General features: G+C 70.0%; 16 protein-coding genes and 2 pseudogenes. 7 read left to right on the forward strand and 11 right to left on the reverse strand.

What is annotated here, in order from left to right:
• Positions 1 to 61: 61 nt before the first annotated feature.
• Both OG985_RS26145 and OG985_RS26150 read left to right on the forward strand, forming a co-directional pair.
• The gene (locus OG985_RS26145; RefSeq protein ID WP_371670768.1) at positions 62 to 919 is read left to right on the forward strand and encodes a helix-turn-helix domain-containing protein; all 858 of its coding nucleotides are present in this window, start codon (positions 62 to 64) and stop codon (positions 917 to 919) included.
• A 181-nt stretch (positions 920 to 1,100) separates the two neighbouring features.
• Complete coding sequence (locus OG985_RS26150) at positions 1,101 to 1,289, forward strand: DUF397 domain-containing protein (protein ID WP_371670769.1); 189 nt, start codon at positions 1,101 to 1,103, stop codon at positions 1,287 to 1,289.
• A 369-nt stretch (positions 1,290 to 1,658) separates the two neighbouring features.
• Here the strand turns inward: OG985_RS26150 and OG985_RS26155 are convergent, their stop codons facing one another.
• Both OG985_RS26155 and OG985_RS26160 read right to left on the reverse strand, forming a co-directional pair.
• The gene (locus OG985_RS26155; RefSeq protein ID WP_371670770.1) at positions 1,659 to 2,156 is read right to left on the reverse strand and encodes a glutathione peroxidase; all 498 of its coding nucleotides are present in this window, start codon (positions 2,154 to 2,156) and stop codon (positions 1,659 to 1,661) included.
• Between the two features lie 140 nt (positions 2,157 to 2,296).
• Positions 2,297 to 3,280 (reverse strand): winged helix-turn-helix domain-containing protein, encoded by a 984-nt coding sequence (locus OG985_RS26160; protein WP_371670771.1) that lies wholly within the window; start codon positions 3,278 to 3,280, stop codon positions 2,297 to 2,299.
• A 125-nt stretch (positions 3,281 to 3,405) separates the two neighbouring features.
• Between OG985_RS26160 and OG985_RS26165 the strand changes: the two are divergent.
• A pseudogene (locus tag OG985_RS26165) lies at positions 3,406 to 4,603 on the forward strand (MFS transporter).
• Between the two features lie 264 nt (positions 4,604 to 4,867).
• On the opposite strand, the gene OG985_RS26170 reads toward OG985_RS26165, so the two are convergent.
• The 5 genes and pseudogenes from OG985_RS26170 to OG985_RS26190 form a co-directional block, all read right to left on the reverse strand.
• Positions 4,868 to 5,920, reverse strand: a complete 1,053-nt coding sequence (locus OG985_RS26170; RefSeq protein ID WP_371670772.1) for a chitinase — start codon at positions 5,918 to 5,920, stop codon at positions 4,868 to 4,870.
• Between the two features lie 385 nt (positions 5,921 to 6,305).
• Entirely contained in the window at positions 6,306 to 7,229 is a 924-nt protein-coding gene (locus tag OG985_RS26175) for an N-acetylmuramoyl-L-alanine amidase (protein WP_371670773.1), read from the reverse strand.
• Between the two features lie 166 nt (positions 7,230 to 7,395).
• The gene (locus tag OG985_RS26180) at positions 7,396 to 7,530 is read right to left on the reverse strand and encodes a hypothetical protein (protein WP_371670774.1); all 135 of its coding nucleotides are present in this window, start codon (positions 7,528 to 7,530) and stop codon (positions 7,396 to 7,398) included.
• Positions 7,531 to 7,941: 411 nt separating this feature from the next.
• Positions 7,942 to 8,634: a DUF4232 domain-containing protein gene (locus OG985_RS26185; protein WP_371670775.1), complete on the reverse strand. Its 693-nt coding sequence runs from the start codon at positions 8,632 to 8,634 to the stop codon at positions 7,942 to 7,944.
• A 357-nt stretch (positions 8,635 to 8,991) separates the two neighbouring features.
• Positions 8,992 to 9,342, reverse strand: a pseudogene (locus tag OG985_RS26190) (winged helix-turn-helix transcriptional regulator); the annotation flags it as partial.
• Positions 9,343 to 9,463: 121 nt separating this feature from the next.
• On the opposite strand from OG985_RS26190, the gene OG985_RS26195 reads away from it, so the two are divergent.
• A complete protein-coding gene (locus OG985_RS26195; RefSeq protein WP_371670776.1) occupies positions 9,464 to 10,114 on the forward strand; it encodes an FMN-dependent NADH-azoreductase in 651 nt (216 codons plus the stop codon).
• A 208-nt stretch (positions 10,115 to 10,322) separates the two neighbouring features.
• The gene (locus tag OG985_RS26200; protein WP_371670777.1) at positions 10,323 to 11,240 is read left to right on the forward strand and encodes a hypothetical protein; all 918 of its coding nucleotides are present in this window, start codon (positions 10,323 to 10,325) and stop codon (positions 11,238 to 11,240) included.
• Positions 11,241 to 11,558: 318 nt separating this feature from the next.
• Here the strand turns inward: OG985_RS26200 and OG985_RS26205 are convergent, their stop codons facing one another.
• Positions 11,559 to 11,780, reverse strand: coding sequence for a hypothetical protein (locus OG985_RS26205; RefSeq protein ID WP_371670778.1), 222 nt, complete (start codon positions 11,778 to 11,780; stop codon positions 11,559 to 11,561).
• Between the two features lie 736 nt (positions 11,781 to 12,516).
• Here OG985_RS26205 and OG985_RS26210 point away from each other — a divergent pair.
• Positions 12,517 to 13,191 carry a lamin tail domain-containing protein gene (locus OG985_RS26210; protein ID WP_371670779.1) on the forward strand — a complete coding sequence of 225 codons (675 nt, stop codon included), beginning with the start codon at positions 12,517 to 12,519 and terminating at the stop codon, positions 13,189 to 13,191.
• 216 nt (positions 13,192 to 13,407) lie between these two features.
• On the opposite strand, the gene OG985_RS26215 is transcribed toward OG985_RS26210, so the two are convergent.
• Both OG985_RS26215 and OG985_RS26220 read right to left on the reverse strand, forming a co-directional pair.
• Positions 13,408 to 14,592, reverse strand: coding sequence for an SPFH domain-containing protein (locus tag OG985_RS26215; RefSeq protein WP_371670780.1), 1,185 nt, complete (start codon positions 14,590 to 14,592; stop codon positions 13,408 to 13,410).
• Between the two features lie 11 nt (positions 14,593 to 14,603).
• A complete protein-coding gene (locus OG985_RS26220; RefSeq protein ID WP_371670781.1) occupies positions 14,604 to 14,855 on the reverse strand; it encodes a hypothetical protein in 252 nt (83 codons plus the stop codon).
• 532 nt (positions 14,856 to 15,387) lie between these two features.
• On the opposite strand from OG985_RS26220, the gene OG985_RS26225 reads away from it, so the two are divergent.
• On the forward strand, positions 15,388 to 15,759 hold the full coding sequence (locus OG985_RS26225) for a hypothetical protein (RefSeq protein ID WP_371670782.1): 372 nt from the start codon (positions 15,388 to 15,390) through the stop codon (positions 15,757 to 15,759).
• A gap of 380 nt (positions 15,760 to 16,139) precedes the next feature.
• Here the strand turns inward: OG985_RS26225 and OG985_RS26230 are convergent, their stop codons facing one another.
• On the reverse strand, positions 16,140 to 16,502 hold the full coding sequence (locus OG985_RS26230) for a DUF5335 family protein (RefSeq protein ID WP_371670783.1): 363 nt from the start codon (positions 16,500 to 16,502) through the stop codon (positions 16,140 to 16,142).
• Positions 16,503 to 16,630: the final 128 nt, after the last annotated feature.

Below are 16,630 nucleotides of genomic sequence, written 5' to 3' on the forward strand. Positions count from 1 at the left end.
CTGCTCAACAGCAGATACGCAAAGTGGCAGATACAGGCACACAGCCGGAGGTGCACGTCCCGTGGCGTCCAATGTCAATCCCACCGTCAGGCGACGCCGGCTGGGCCAGGAGCTGCGCAGGCTCCGCGAGCTCAAGGGCATGACGGCCGAGGAAGTGGCGGAGCGACTGCTCGTGTCGCAGTCGAAGATCAGCCGCCTGGAGAACGGTCGGCGCAGTATCAGCCAGCGGGACGTCCGCGATCTGTGCGGGGTCTACGAGGTCGAGGACCAGCGCATCGTCGACTCGCTGATGCAGATGGCCAAGGACTCGCGCCAACAGGGCTGGTGGCATGCCTTCGGGGACATCCCGTACAGCGTGTACATCGGGCTGGAGACCGACGCGGAGTCCCTGCGGGTCTACGAACCCCAGGTGATCACCGGCCTGTTGCAGACCCGGCAGTACGCCGAGGCGATCATCCAGGGGGCGCTGCCGGAGACCTCGACCACCGACATCGAGAAGCGCGTCCAGGTCCGGCTGCGGCGGCAGGATCGTATCGCCGCCGACCGGGAACCGCTGCGCCTGTGGGTGGTCCTGGACGAGGCCGCGCTGCGCCGGGTCGTCGGGAGCCGTCAGGTGATGCGCGAGCAGCTGGAGCAGGTCGCCGAGATGTCCCAGCAGCCGCACATCACCGTGCAGGTGCTGCCGTTCGAGGTCGGGGCGCACCCCGGTATCAACGGCCAGTACGCGATCCTGGAGTTCGCGGACGCGGCCGACTCGAGCGTGGTGTACATCGAGGGCGTGACCAGTGACCTGTACCTGGAGAAGGCGCACGACGTGCAGAAGTACACGGTGATGTACGAGCACCTGCGGGCGCAGGCCTTGAACGTGGAACAGTCCCGTCGGCTCATCGAGGACGTCGCGAAGGAGTACGCCCGCTGAGGCCCTCGGGAGTGAAGGGCCGGATGCTACACCCCAGGACCACCGGACTGGAAGACTCCCCTGGAATATGCCATCCGGTCGAGTGAACGACTGCTCCGAATAGGGATGTTGGCGAGTAGCGTCGATCACGCCACGATCAAAGGCGTTGGCTCAAACCGTACAACTCCCCACCGGAGCAAACATGGCAATTCTTCAGGGTGCCACGGCAACGTGGACGAAGTCCTCCTACTCCACGGGCAACGGCGCATGCGTCGAGGTCATGTCGCCGTCGGCGGCACTGGCCGTTCGTGACTCCAAGGTCCACGAGGGCCCCACCCTGGCGTTCCCCGCCGACGCGTGGAAGGCCTTCGTGGCAGCGGTCAAGGCGTAAGAGGAGGCTTTCTGATCCTCGCCCGACCGTATGGCCGGCAACCAGGCGATCGAGTAACAGGCGATCGGCAATCACACGGCAAGGCCGGCAGCCGCAACACCGCACCACTCACAACTGCACAAGCACCAGTGACAGAGCCCTCTCGACCAGCTCGCCGTCCTTGCCGAGGGGGCTCGGCTGTGCCCGCCCGCGATCCGCCTCACCCAGGCGGGTCCGGCGCCCACATGTGCCGGGACCACGACCGCCGTTCAGCCCTCAGCCCTTCGATCCCGAACCGAGCCCTTCCGAGCTCGGCTCCCGGACCCGGCCCGCTCCCGACCCAGGCGCGTCCTCCGGCTCAGCCACCCGCGACCGTGCCCGGGGGCGGGATCAAGCCGCCAGTTGGGCCTCGATGGCCGTGACGATCTCGGCGGCCTCCGGCTCGGTCTGCGGCGAGAAGCGGGCGACGACCTTGCCGTCGCGGCCGATCAGGAACTTCTCGAAGTTCCAGCGGATGTCCCCGCTGTGCCCCTCGGCATCGGCGAAACCGACCAGGCCGTCGTACAGCGTGTGCCTGCCCTCACCGTTCACCTCGACCTTCTCGGTCAGCGGGAAGGTCACGCCGTACGTCGCCGAGCAGAACTCGGCGATCTCCTCGGCGCTGCCGGGCTCCTGCCCGAGGAACTGGTTGCACGGCACGCCCAGCACGGTGAAGCCCTTGGCGGCGTAACGCTCCTGCAGTCGCTCCAGGCCGTTGTACTGCGGGGTCAGCCCGCACTTGGAGGCCACGTTCACGACGAGCACGGCCTGCCCGGCGTACTGCCCGAGGTCCGCGGAACCGCCCTTCAGGGCGCCGATCTCGATCTCGTACAAAGAAGTATTCGTCATACGGCGATGCTATGGCCTGCCCGACGGGCCGGGCCGGAGACGTGGTGCGTAACACGCTCCCCGCGCCCACCGCCCCTCGGCGGGCCGTGGCCCGGACTCGCGGGGGCCGCCACCGGGCCCCGCCCGGCAGAACCCCCGGATTATGCCGGGCTGTCCGCCCCGCCGCCCCGTCCGGCCCGCACCAAGACCTCCCCTGCCGCCGTCCGGGAGTACAGCACCGATCGCCCCGCCCGCCGCCGTTCCACCAGTCCCGCGTCCAGCAGGACGCGTAGGTGCCGGCCGACCGAACCGAGGCCCTGGCCGGTCACGGCGGTCAGTTGGCTGGTGCTCAGTGGGGAGCCGAGCCGTACCAGGACCCCGGCGCGAGCGGTTCCGAGCAGCGTGCCCAGGCTCGCGGGCACAGCGGGGCTCCGGCCCGTGGCGAGCACGCCGGCGCACGGGTAGACCACCGCGTAGCGTTCGTCCTCCTCCCACGACACCCAGCCCGTCTGCGGAGTGACCGGTACGAACACGAGCTGCGCGCCGGAGATCTCCCGCGGCGGGTACTCGTGCGTGTTCACCTGCAGCCGGTTCTCGCCGAGCCAGCGCGTGCCCGGACGCAGCGCGTCCAGGACGGCCGCCCAGCCGCCCTGGGTCATCCGCGCGGTGCGCGCGACCACGTCCGCCTCCAGCACGCGACGCCGCCGGGGCCAGTACGGCCGTACGGCGTCGGCCCAGACGTCCTCGAGGAGCGCGGCCGCCCGCTCGGGGAGGTCGTCCCGGTGCAGCGCCGCCGGGAGCGGGCCGGCGAGGGAGGTCCGCAGATGCGCGCGGGCCCGGCCGGGCTGGGCGGCCCGGACACGGGCGACACCCTCCTCGAAGGTCTCCCGGTCCTTGGGGGTGGGCGTGAGGAAGTCGGCGATCCAGTTCCGGCCCAGCCCCGAGCGGACCAGCAGCGCCGTGACCGGGTCGGCGGCCAGCCGCCTCCGGTAGGCGGGCAGGTGATCGCTGAGCCAGGCCTGTTCACCGGGGTGCGCGGGCACGCCCGCGTGCAGCAGTTTCAGCGAGGCGAAGGTCTCGGCGAGCGGGGACAGTACGAAGCGGCTGCCGGCCAGGGTGTCCGCGTTGACCTGCCACCAGCCCATGCGCCCGCCTCCACCCCGTCCCCGGTCCACACCCCGTCGGCGTCGCCGTCCGCGCTCGCGTCACGACCTTTCGCCCCGGCGCGAAACAATAACGGCGCCCTTCCAGGCCGTCACAGACTCCGCTCATGCGCAGCTACCGACAACTTCTCCGGACCCCGGAGTTCACCCCGCTCCTGCTCACCTCCGCGGCCCTCACCGCGGGACAGACCGTGAGCGGGCTGGCGCTCGGCACCCTGGTGTACCGGGCGACCGACTCACCGCTGCTGTCCGCCTTGAAGCATGTTCGGCCCCTCGCTGGCGCAGGTGCTGGGCGCGACCTTCCTGCTGTCGGGGGCAGACCGGTTGCCGCCGCGGGCGACGCTGGCGGGCATCTCGCTCGCCTTCGCGGCCGGTACGACGGTGCTGGCGTTGCCCGGTCTGCCGATCCAGGCCGTCTTCGCCGTCGTCCTCGCCCAAGGGGTCGTCGCGTCGCTCGGCGGGGGAGTGCGCTGGGGACTCCTGACCGAGACGCTCTCCAAGGACGGCTACCTGCTCGGGCGTTCGGTCTTCAACATGCAGAGCGGGCTGATGCAGATCACCGGCTACGCCACCGGCGGCGCCCTGATGACGGTGGTCTCACCGCGGGTCTGCCTGCTGCTGGCGGCCGGACTGTTCCTCATGTCGGCCGCCGGAATCCGCCTCGGCCTGACGCGACGCCCACCGCGTGCCGCGGGCCGCCCCTCGATCCGGGCGACCTGGCGCACCAACGCCCTGCTGTGGTCCTCGCGCCCTCGCCGCCACGTCTACCTGGGCCTGTGGATTCCCAACGGCCTGGTCGTCGGCTGCGAATCGCTCTACGTGTCGTACGATCCCGGCGCCGCGGGCACCCTGTTCGCCTGCGCGGCGCTGGGCATGTTCGCCGGTGACGTGACGGTCGGCCGTCTGGTGCCGGCCACCGTCCGCCCGCGCCTGGGCCTGCCCCTGCTGGTCCTGCTGGCCGGGCCGTACCTGGCGTTCTTCCTGCACCCCGCTCTCCCGGTGGCCGCCGCCCTGGTCGCTCTCGCCTCCGTCGGCTTCGGCGCGAGCCTGGTCCAGCAGGAACGGCTGATGGCCCTCACCCCCGACGAACTGAGCGGCCACGCCCTCGGACTGCACTCGGCGGGCATGCTGACGATGCAGGGCGTGGCCGCGGCCCTGGCCGGTTCGGCGGCCCAACTCACCTCTCCGGCACGGGCGATGACGCTCGCCGCGATGGCGTCCCTCGTGGTGACAGCGGCGTTGGCTACGGCTGCTGGACGGGCGCGGCGACCGGAGCCGGTGCCTGGGCCGGCACCGGCGCGGTAGCCGCCGCGGACTGCTCTCCCCGGCACCCCATTCCTCACAGGTCCCGGCCGGAAAACCGGCCGGGACACCGATGTGACGGAGCCGGGATGAGGGCATCGAGCGGGGCCGGGTGGATGCGGCCGTGAGTGGCAGACGTTGGTCAGGAGTCCGCACGGGTCGATCGTGGGCCGTGGGCCTCGATCGACTCTCAGCCCCGAGCCCCGAGCCCCGAGCCCCGAGCCCCGAGCCCCGAGCCCCGAGCTCCGAGCCCCGAGCTCCGAGCCGTCAGTGGTGGCTGTGGCCGTGACCGCGGGTGAAGGGCTCGAAGGTGTGGCTGAACTGCCAGGTGTCCTGGGCGATGCCGGAGCAGGAGTTGGCGCCCGCGGTGCCCACGCAACCGCCGTTGTCGCGCTGGAGCGCCCAGAAGGAGAGCGTGTTGATCCCCTTCTCCACGGCCCACTTCTCCACCTTGACGGCGTCCTGCGTGGTGAAGGTCTCCTCGGGGCCGAAGTCGTCGATGCCGGGCATCTCGGTGACACCGATCGTGTGCCACAGCTTCGCCGGGCTCTTCTTCGGGTACAGGGCGGCCAGTTGGGCGTGCAGACCGGCGGCGGCGGTCTCGGTGTCGACCGCCATGTCGTGGGTGGCACCGTCCCAGTAGTCGAACGTCATGATGTTGACGACGTCCACGCGCGCGCCGTTGTCCACGGCGTTCTGCAGCAGGGCCACGCCGTTGGGCGCGAGGCCGGTGTTGGTCGTCGGCAGGGTGTACGAGAACTGCAGGGGGCGACCGCTGCGTTCGGCCCAGCGTTCGGCCTTGGCGACGGCCTTGTTGCGGCGGTCGATGCCGGCGGCGTTGTTGATGGAGTCGGCCTCGATGTCCAGGTCGATCCGGGTGACGCCGTACGTCGTGACGAGACTCTCGTACACCTTGGCGATGGCGTCGACGCTGGTGCAGCTGTCGGCGAGCTCGGTGCCGGTGGTGTCGGCGCTGTAGCCGCCGAAGGACGGGATGACGTTGCCGCCGCGCGCCTGGATCGTGGCGATGTCGCTGCCGAAGGTCGCCGGGGAGATCGGCTGGGTGGCGTCGCCGTTCCAGTCCGCGGTGCACGAGCCCGCCGCGGCCGTCTGGAGGAACGCCAGCGTGAGGTACTTGTTGCCCGACTCGGCGGCGAGCGCGGCCGGGCTCTCGCCGGTCCACGCCTCGAAGTACGGCGCCGCCACGTGCGCGGGCATCGGCTTCGCGGGGGGCGAGGGGTGCGCGGGGCTCTGCTGCGAGGCGAGCGCGCCACCGCCCGAGAGTGCGACGAGCCCGGCGGACAGGGTGCTCACGGTCATGCAGGACAGCAACGCGCGAAGAGGACCAGGTCGTCTCATTGACGCTCCCAGGGAGATAGGGACAGCGGGGCTGGGGGGCGGGCTAGCGCCATCGTTGGACTAGACCAATTATCTGTCAAGGTTCTTTACTGTTAACTGACCGAGTTGCCGCTCGCACACCACGCGCCCACCGGTCGGCCGAAGACACACGGAAGGGCACCTGCCGCGCTGGCAGGTGCCCTTCTCGCCGTACGGTCAGACGGTTGTTCGGCCCGCCGAGTGCCGTTCGGCGAACGACCGGACGGCGAACGACCGGTGTGTGACGGGTCGGTGAGCGGCTGATCGGTGAACGACCGGCCGGTGGCCGGCTCGCCGCCGGGTGGCTCACCGGTAGGCGGCTCTTGGGTCAGGCGACGACGGTGAACAGGCCGGTGCGATCGCCGAGTTTGCTCAGCGAGATCTTGCCGGGGATGCCGTTGGCGTCGGTGCCGGTGTAGCCGAGGTGGCGCTGCCACTTGGCGTAGGCGGCGATGGTGGTCGAGCCGAAGGAACCGTCACCCGCGTACGTCTTGGCGAGATAGCCCAGTTTGACCAGGGCCGCCTCGGTGAGGTTGGTCCCCGCCATGTAGCTGACGTGGCCCTGCTTGGCGCCGGGGTCGGTCTTCGCGGCCTTGGCGAGGCGGGACAGGTCGACCCGGGGCTTGCCGGGGCTGCTCGGCTTGGACGGCGTCGGTTTGCCGACCTTGGAAGCGAGTTGCTTCTTCACGTCGGCACGGAAGTCGTCCATGTCGAAACTGGGGTCGATCTTGCCGGGCTGGACCTCCTTGTGTCCGGCGACGGACTTCTCGGACCACCCGTGGGCCCGGCACAGGGCCGCCGCCCACAGCACGGCCTTCTCGTACTGCGCGTCCGGGTACGGGTCCTTGCCGTCGCCGAGGTTCTCGATCTCCAGGCCGTACAGGCAGTCGTTGCCGTCGGCGTTGGCCTGGTTGTCGTGCGGCAGCTTTTCCTCCTCGCGCAGCGCGTTGAGGACGTCGAGGTCGACGGATCCGGCGTGGTTGGCGCGGCCGTGGCCGATCATCCACAGGCCGTCGGTCTTGCCGAGCCAGGCGTGGCAGAGCGGGCCGGGAAGGTCGGACCTGCCCTTGAAGCAGAGCTCCTTGTCGCCGTGACCGGCGGTGTGGTGGATCAGTACGCCGATCACGGGACCGAAGGACTTGCCGGTCGCCGAGTCGCGGTTGTGGGTGGTCCAGCCGGCGTGTTCGTGGACGCTGAGACCCTCGGCCTTTAACGCAGCAAGCGTTTTCGCGGCGGACAAGGGTGTGGCCATGGCTGTGGTCCTTCCGGATCAGCACATCAAGTGGTCATGGTGAACAAGCAAGTTGAGACGGGACGAGGCACGGCAGGCCCGGTCGGCGGGACACGCCTGGTACCGCTCAGCATTGCTGAATTACGCCCCTCGCGGGGCGAAATCCAGCCGTTGCCCCCGTCCGGTGTCACCCTCGGGACGGCCGGGTCGCCGGCCGCACCTCGCCGACGGGCGCCCACAGCCGCAGTCCGTCCACCGCCGTGACCTCGATGACGATCGCCGGGCCGGCGCCGATATCGGCCCCGGCCACCTGGGCCGTCATGCCCCGCAGACCCACTCCGACCTGCAGCCCGGCCACCGTGGGCGGAGCCGGTACCCCCGCCGGTGCAGGCCCGGGCCCCGCGGTGCGAGGCCCGCCCGGGCGGCACGCCGCCGACTCCGGCCGGCGGCGGCGAGATCGCACCGACGGCGGGGGCTGTGCCGTCCGACCTGCCCAGTGGCTGGAAGGAGTGGTCGAATTCGGACACCGGCCATTACGCCCGAGTTCTGCCGGCTCGTCAGGCCCAGGCGGCGACCGTGCGGCCAGGACCAGGAGGGCGGTGGCGGCGGTGGCGGCGATGGTCAGGTGCGTTCCCCGCCTTGTCGTACGACGATGCCGGCCTTGCCGCGCAGGACGGATGCGAGCGCGCGTACCCATCCGGCGACGGTGAACGCACTCACCCGGGGCACGGCATCAGGAAGGCTTGGCCAAGGACACGGCCGTGGCGGTCACCGTGTCGTCGCACTCGGCGAACACGCCGTCGTCCAGCGCGACTTGGTGCTTCCCGGCGCCGGGAAGCCCGACCACCAGGGTGGGGTACACCACGGGATCGGCGCCGGACACGCAGTAGCCGTCGCCCTCACCCTGGACCTGGACGAAGGTCAGCTTCACCCACGCCGTGCCACCCGGAGCCACCCGCACCGAGGGCGCCGAACCGGTACGCGTCACCGCCAGCGGGGAGTTGTGCTCCGGGGAACCATTGCCGGCCCCGGCCACCGAAGGGTGCCCGCCGAGGACGCACGACGTCCCCGAGACGTTGGTGAACCCGACGACCACGGCTCCGGTCCCCGTCCCGTCGGGCCGATCGGCGGCCTGACGCGCGGCAGCCTCGAGCCCGGCCGCGGCACACGCCTCCACCGCACCTCCCACGGAACCGGACGAGGCGCTCGCGGACGCGGACGCCGACGTGGACGCAGACGCAGACGCCGATGTGGACGCGCCGCCTTTGCCGGGCTCGGAGACACCGCCTCCCGCCGAACCGGACGGCGACACCGAGACGCTCGCCGCACCCGAGGACGACCCGGCCACGGTCCCGGAGCCGACACCGTCACCACCGTCGTCGCCCTGGCACCCGGTGACCACCAGCGCGGCCGAGGCCGCGATCACCGCCACCAGGGTCCCGCGCGCACCGCTCCTGTACCGGCTCCCGTACCGCATGGCATCCCCCGAAGTCGCGTCGCCGGGAGCAGGCCCTCGCCGCCCCTCGCCGACGCAGACAACTCGGACCCGCCCGGGGGTTCTCCGGGCCGCCCACCTGTGACCCGGCGGTGACGAGACCGGGTCGTGGCCTGGCCATTCGCTCGCCGCGGGGCCGGCGGGGCCCGGGAGTGCCGCCGTACGCGAGAGTCGTGGCTATCCGGCCGTCTTCACGGTTTCGACCGTCTCGGCTGTTCCCGCGGCCGTCTTCACGGCTTCGACCGTCTCGGCTGTTCCCGCGGCCCTCACGGTCTCCATCGCCTTCACGCAGGGCGGTACGTCCGGCAGGTGCTCCCTCGCCCACTCGCCGAGCCCTCTGAGCGAGGGTTCGAGCGCGGCTCCCGATTCGGTCAGCCGGTAGGACACGCGCAACGGCGGTCCCTCGTCGACCTCGCGCACCAGGAGTCCCGCGGCGCCCAGCTCGGCGAGGCGGTCGGAGAGCATGCGCTCGCTGATGCCGGGGATGGCCCGGCGCAGGTCGGCGAAGTGGGTGCGCTGCCCCATCAGCACGGCCAGGATCGGCCCGCTCCAGCGCTTGCCGAGCAGCTGGAAGACGCGGGTGATGCCGTCGTCCACTTGCCTGCACGCCGACGCGTCATGGGTCTGCTCTGCCGCCATGGGTTCAGGGTACTACCCTGCCGTTGGGGGCTAATAAAAAGTAAGTCCCTGTGTTATCTATAGTCGAGTACGAAATCTCAGCCCGTCGTCGCGTTACGGGCTCGCCCTTCTGGAGAGACTCATGGCCACCCTGTTGCACATCGACTCGTCCGTCTTCACCGGCGAGGCGTCCGCCTCCCGTGCCGTGACGGACGCCTTCCGCAAGACGTGGCAGGAGCAGCACCCCGACGGCACGGTGATCTACCGCGACCTCGCCGCGCATCCCGTCCCGCACATCACCGCCGACGCGCACACCGCCGGCTTCGCGGATCCGGCCGCCCACACGCCCGAGCAGGCGGCGGCCTTCGCCGACCGGCTGAAGCTGATCGAGGAGCTGGAGCAGGCGGACGCGGTGCTCATCGGCGCCCCGATGTACAACTACACGATTCCGTCGACCCTCAAGGCGTGGCTGGACAGCGTGATCCTGTTGGGTCGCACGGCGGGCGAGACCCCCTCCGCCAAGGGCACCCCGGTCACCGTCGTGGCCAGCCGCGGCGGTTCGTACGCACCGGGCACCCCGCGCGAGCCCTACGAGTACGTCCAGAACTACCTGACGGCGGTCCTCGCCGACGCCCTCGCGCTCGAGCTGGACTTCATCGTTCCCGAGCTCACGATGGCCCCGCACATGCCGGCCCTGTCCGAGTTGCTGCCGCTCTTCGAGGCCTCCCGCAACCGCGCCCTCCAGGACGCGGCCACGAAGGCGAAGGCCCTGGCCGAGCGCTTCGCCGCGTAACCGGGGTCCGGAGGGCGCGGCGAGAAGCCCGTCCGGTCCGAGAGCGCGGCCGAGCCGAGCCCCCGGACCGGAAAAGGGCGGTGCGGTACGCCCGGGTCGGGTCCCCGGGGGCACACAACACTGCCCTTCGAGCCCTTCACCGTGCGGCGGGCGCCCGTTGACGATGAAAGGTGGTCGGACACGTCCTGAACGCACGCAAAGGATCCTCATGCATGCCCACGACTCCGCCGAAGTGGCCGAACACGGCCGGCGGCGCATTCCGGTTCCCCAGCACGGTCAGCCCTCGGCTCCCACGCTCGACCCCACCCGAGGCCCCATGACGCCGGCGGCCGTACTCGGCCTGCAGCGCGCCGCGGGGAACTCGGCCGTCAGCCAGGTGGTCCAGCGGATGGACACCGGGGGGAACGTGCAGGACATGCTGACGACCGAGCACTGGGACGGGGGGAGTCGAAGCGGCAAGCTGGCGAAGGCGGCGAAGAACGCCCTGAAGCTGGGCAAGGGCAAAAAGGGAAAAGGCTCGTCGAAGAGCAAGGCGAGATCGCTGGATGAAGTGCTGAGCAGCGTGATTCCTGGCCTGCTGGAAAGCCTGGCGGACTCTTCGGGTGATCAACTGGTCCTCTTCCGGACCATGCCGAGGGAGGAGGCCGACGAGATCCTCGCCTGGCAGACCGGGAAGAAGAAGGCGTCCGACGACTGGATGGAGAGCATTCCGGAAACGGGGCCGGGCCTCGCGTTCAACAACGACGCGACGGTCGGGGAGATCCCCGTCAAGGGTCACATGGGCGACGAGGGGCAGGCCAGGCACTACTACGACAAGGGAACCGACGAGGCCAGGGAGGCCAAGGCGGTGCTCAAGTTCGTACTGAAGCCGGGCGCGCACGACCTGCTGTTCAGCCCCCAGTACATGGCGCTGGCCTCGCAGGGCGAAGGTCTCGACGCCATCAGGAACAACAAGAAGTTCGAGGGCCAGCAGTTCCCGACGGCAGCCGACGGCGAGGGGAACCTTCCCGGCTACATCGGCGTGAAGTCCGAGAAGCACGGCCCATTCAGCCTCCTCGCGAAGAGCAAGCCCTCGCAGGTGCTGTTCCAGACGTTCGTCGCCGAGGTGGTGGACGTCTCGACATGACGGTCGCCGCAGGGTGGGACACGGCGCCGGCCCGTGGCCGGCCGCCGAGGCCACAGTCCACGGTTGGAGCTAGCCGACCTGGCGTTGAGCCGTCCCCATGCCCGGGACGGACGCTTGCCCGTCGTTGGGCAGATACGTCTCGTCCTCGCCGAAGTCCGGAGCCTGGAACGGGTTCGTCGTGGGAGGCGGTGATGCCGCGGCGGCACGGCTGGGCGGCCCTCCCGGAGCGGAGAACAACGAAGTCAGGTCGATGAGGGGTCTCCCATTCGTTACAGGCCCACGAAGTGACCTGGCGTGCCGTGGCCGGGCACAGCGGACCTACAGCTTGCTCATCTTGGAGTACGGGCTCAGGATCCGCTCCTGCGCGGAACCGAAGTCCACGAGGACCGCGATCCCCTCCTCGATGCCGATCACTCGGCCGAGGCCGTACATGTCGTGGGTGACCTGATCGCCCACCGCGAAGTGCTTCGGAGGCGGTGCGACCGGGGCCTTGAAGGGGCTGGAGGGCAAACTACGCTTCAACGCTGCTGGCTTTGTCATCCTCACCAGTATGCGCCCGCCGGTATCCGTTCGGTGCGGCTGTCCGCCTCCACAGTTCGGTAACGGAGCGGGCGGCAAGAACCGCGGTACGGGACAGATCGGCACATCCCGCCCCTGACCTGCGGGTCGGCCACCGAGCCGACCCGTGCGAGCGCGCCCACCGGTCACCGTTGTCGCTCGTGACGTTCTTCGCATCCGGCGGCGACAGGGCCCGGATCGACCGACCTGGGCCTCCTCTAGGGCGGTCCATAGACGGTCTACAAGGGTCCTTGGGCGGTCCTTGGGCGGTTCATGGGCGGCCTGGGGACGGCCCTTGGACGGTCTTCTCAGCGTGAGGCAAGGCCCGTGGTCGCTGTCGCGACCCCGTCACGGATACGCCGGCGGCGCGTTCTTGCTGTGACGAAGGCGGAGAACACGCAGTCGGTCGTTACTCACTTTCGGGTGACGGCCCGCCGCTGGGTGGGGTGGCGCGAACGTGGCGAACGGACACCACAGCCCAACTGCCGCAAGAGGGCAGCATTCGCCCGGGCGTCAACTTCACGCCTACGCGAAATAAGTGGATATTGCAGTCGAGAGTTACGGAGATGTGGGCAATACGTAACACCGCCCATATTTCCTCCCCATCCGGAGCGTGCTGTGGACAGAGTGTGAGTGCGCGGCCAGCCGGTCGCCACCCGCACACCGCACCGAATCCCTCAAAGGACCACGAAGGCCGTTGAGGGCAGGTGCCCGCACCATGCAGGGGGACTTTGTGTCCGTTTCCGCATCTGTCACCGCCCGCCGTCTGGCCGCTGCCGCGCTCGCGGCCGGCGCCGTGGTCGCGGTGGTGACGCTGCCCGCGTCCGCCGCCGACCACGCGCGCCCCGGCCGCTCGCAGGTGGAGATCTCAGCCGTGCAGTACGACTCCCCCGGACCGGAGGACCGCTCCAACCGCTCCCTGAACAAGGAGTGGGTGGAGCTCACCAACACCAAGCGTCACTCGGTCAACCTCGACGGCTGGACCCTGCGAGGAGAAGACGGCCGTAAGTTCACCTTCCGCCACTACCGCCTGGAGGGCCGCGCCACGGTCCGGATCCACACCGGTGAGGGCCGCGACACCCGCACGGACCTCTACCAGGACCGCCGCAACTACGCGTGGGACAACCGTTCCGACACCGCCACCCTGCGCAACGACCACGGCCGCTTCGTCGACGACGAGTCCTGGGGCCGCGGCCGTCACCACGGTGGCGACAACCGTCACCACGGTGGCGACAACCGTCACCACGACGGCGACAACCGCCACCACGGTGGGAACGACCGCCACCACGACGGCGACAACCGCCACCACGGTGGGAACGACCGCCACCACGGTGGGAACGACCGCCACCACGGTGGGAACGACCGCCACCACGGTGGGAACGACCGCCACTGACTGACCCCCGCACCACGCCCCGGTGACCGCTGAACCCGGCCCACCGGCACCAACAAGGCGGCGCGCCCGACCCCTCAGGGGCTCAGGCGCGCCGCCGTCGTGCACAGACCCTGCCAAACGCGGGCCCGGACCATGATCGTCCGGTGCCCTTGCCGTGGCGGCCCTTCCGTTCTTCGGCCCCCCGGCCGTTGGTGAGCTCGCCTGCTTCTGCCGCTCCTAGTCGACGTCCACCCGACCGTCCTTCGCCTTCGGCTCCTTGCCGATGGGCAGTTGAAGCAGGCCGTTGTCCTCCCTCTCCGCGGGTCGGCGGCCGTCGGAGTCCTGGCCGTTCAGGTTCTGTCGGACCGAGTCGAGGATCGTCAGGCCCTGGGACACCAGGCCGGCGGCGATCTCGCCGAGGCCGTCCGCGCCGTTGAGGACATTGACGTTGGCGCCGGCGAGACCGCCGGCGGCCTCCTTGACGATCTGCGGAAGCTGGTCGATCAGCATCCGGTCGAGTGCGACCCGGTCGTACGAGGCCGCCGCCTCTGCCTGGATCTTCATCCGCTGCGCCTCGGCAGCCGCGAGAATCCTCACTCGCTCCGCCTCAGCCTCGGCGGGCTTCACGATCTCGGCCACCAGCTGCTGCTGGCGCAGCTTGGCCTGGCGCTGGGCCAGCTCCGTCTGGACGGCCAGCACCTCCTGCTGGGCGTGTGCCTGCGCCAGTGGTCCGGCCTGCGCGGCCTGCGCCTGGGCGCGGTCCACCTCGGCCGAGTACTCCGCCTTGACGATGGCGGTCTGTCGGGCGTACTCGGCCTGCTCGCGGGCCGCCGCCTGCTCCGCCTGGGCCGCGGCCTGCGTGGCCTGGGCCTGGGCGATCTGGGCCTGCCGCTGGATGGCCGCCTTGTGCGGCGCGGACATCGCGTCGATGTAGCCGGTGTCGCCGTCGTCGATCGACTGGATCTGAAGGGAATCGACGGTCAGGCCGATCTTCGCCATCTCGGTCTTGGAGGTGTCCAGGACCTCCGCGGCGAGCTTCTGCCGCTCGGTGACGATCTCCTCGACGGTCATCGAGCCGATGATGGCCCGCAGGTGGCCGGCGAAGATCCGGCCGGTGAGCACCGACATCTGCTCCTGGTCGGAGAGGAACCGCTGGCCAGCGTTGATGACGCTTTCGTGATCGTTGCCGACCTTGAAAGCGATGACCGCGCGGACGTGCAACGCGATGCCCTGCCTGGTCACACACGTCTCGGTGACCTCGGACTCGCACATGGACAGGGTGAGGAACCGGACCTTCCGAAAGACGGGGAGCACGAACTTGCCGTGCCCCGTCACCACTCGAAACGGCGCGCCCCCCAGTCCCCGCCTGCCTCCCGAGATCAACATCGCCTCGTCGGGGGCGGGGACGCGGTATCCGAACATGCCTGTACTCCTCAGTCGGCGTCGGCGGTGTCCTCGCCAAGCGCGTCCAATGGATCCACCCACTCGATGACGCCGACCTCGCGGCATCCGCGTGATTCGATCACGAGCACCGTCGCGCCCGCGGACAGGGGGGTCTCCGACCAGGCGAGGAAGGTCTCGGAGCCACCTCTGACCCGCACCAGAATCTCGCCGGGGCCCGCGGATCCGCGAGTCCCGATGAGTACCTTGCCCGTGCAGCCGATCACGGCCTCGTCCTGCGGCATCACCGGCCGTCCTCCTAGTCCTGGCCCCATGATTCCGACGATAGACCCAGTGGGGCCGGGACCCAACGGGCAGGCGGACCCGGTCTGCGCCGCCGGGGCGGACGCGCCCGGGCGGTGGCTCGCCCAAGCCGGCGCCACGAGCGCGACGCAACCGGCCCGCGAGGACTGTCCGGCACGGAATGGCACGACACCCCGCCCACGTCACCAGGACTCGGCCTCCAGAAAGAGCGTGACCACCTCGGCGACGAACCAGATGGAGAACACGAGACACGCGAGCCACAACCCCCACAGGCCCCAGCGGACCTCTCGTCGTATGCGCATGAGCGGATCATCCCCCGTCTGCTCGGTTCTGCCCGGGTCGATGGTTGTAACTCGGTCTGCGGCGGGGGCCGTTGGGACCCTGCTGGGAAGGAGTTCGATCCCTCGGCCTACCCGGGACGGCTGTTGAGGAGCAACCCGGATCTCGCGCCGGCCAACCGCAGCATCCGTCCACAACCCGCGAGACGGCACGACCAGCGGGCAGGATGGCCTCATGACGAAACTGTCCGTACGGTCGATCCGACGTGCCTCCTCCGGTTCGGTGCTGTCGTTGTGGTCACAGGACTCCGTGTTGTCGATCGGCTCAGTGGGATCGGTGCTGTCCGTGGGGTCCGTCGGTTCGGCCTTGTCGGTCGGCTCGATCGGAAGTGCCCTGTCGGTCGGCTCGATCGGTTCCTCCCTGTCGCTGATCTCCACCGGGTCGTGGCTGAGTACGGGATCGTTGTTCTCCGCGCAGTCGCGCTGGTCGGTGCTGTCCTGGCGTTCCTCTCGTGGCTTCCTGGCCGCGGGAGCGGTAGGAGCAGCGACCGGAGGCGTCCTGCTGTTGGCCCAGCTGCTGCACAAGGCCGAAACCGGCACCGAATAGCGGTGCTCACCGGCCTCTGGGTGCGATGGACGGGCGGAGTGTAGGACACCTCTGTCGCACTCATCGGCTCACCTGTCACCCGCAGCGGGTGAGGCCCCCGCCGGTCAACATCGTCCAGTCCAGCTTCCCCAAGGACCAACAAGGCGAGATCTCCGGCCTCTCCCGCAGCCTCTCCAACCTCGGCTCGTCCTTCGGCACAGCCATCGCCGGCACCGGTCTCCGGCCTCACCAAGGGCGCCTATGCCGCCGTAATGATCACTCTGGCGGTCATCGGCCTGGCCGCCGCGATCCGCCTCCCGAGAAGCACATGACCCAGCTACAAGCAGGTCGCGTCATACGAGGTGCCGTGACGGCTGCCGGCGGCGGGCGCGCCTCAGGGGTCAAGACTCCGTGCCGGACTCCTGGGGGAAGAAGGTGATGAGCGTGGCGGTGCCGTCCTTGTCGACTGTCCGGACCGCCGGCTCGGGAATGTCCTGCGTGGCGACGTCGATCTCCCTGGGGTGCCACACCAGGTGCCGCAGGACGACGGGGTAGCGCGGCGACCGTCCACCGACGGAGACGGCCACTACGTCGTCCTTCGGGTCGTACACGATGGTGGCGAAGGGCAGCCGGTTGGCTGCGTACTGGTGCCCGACCTCGGGGTCCAGTACCTCGATGGTGACGAACTCCCCCTGGTGTTCCTCGGTCATCTGGTTGAGGGCGGTCTCCCAGGTGCTGCGGTCGAGCGTTTCGGTGCCGGCCATCGTCGTTCCTCCTCCGGTGGCAATCCGCTCTTCCTCACGACCGTAGCGGCAGCCCTGAGCGACTGCCTCGGCCTGACAGGTCGAGCCGTGCGGCCCTGGTGGACCTGCCTGGACGAGTCCGGGCCGAA

Source organism: Streptomyces sp. NBC_00289, from assembly GCF_041435115.1.
Taxonomy (GTDB): Bacteria; Actinomycetota; Actinomycetes; order Streptomycetales; family Streptomycetaceae; genus Streptomyces.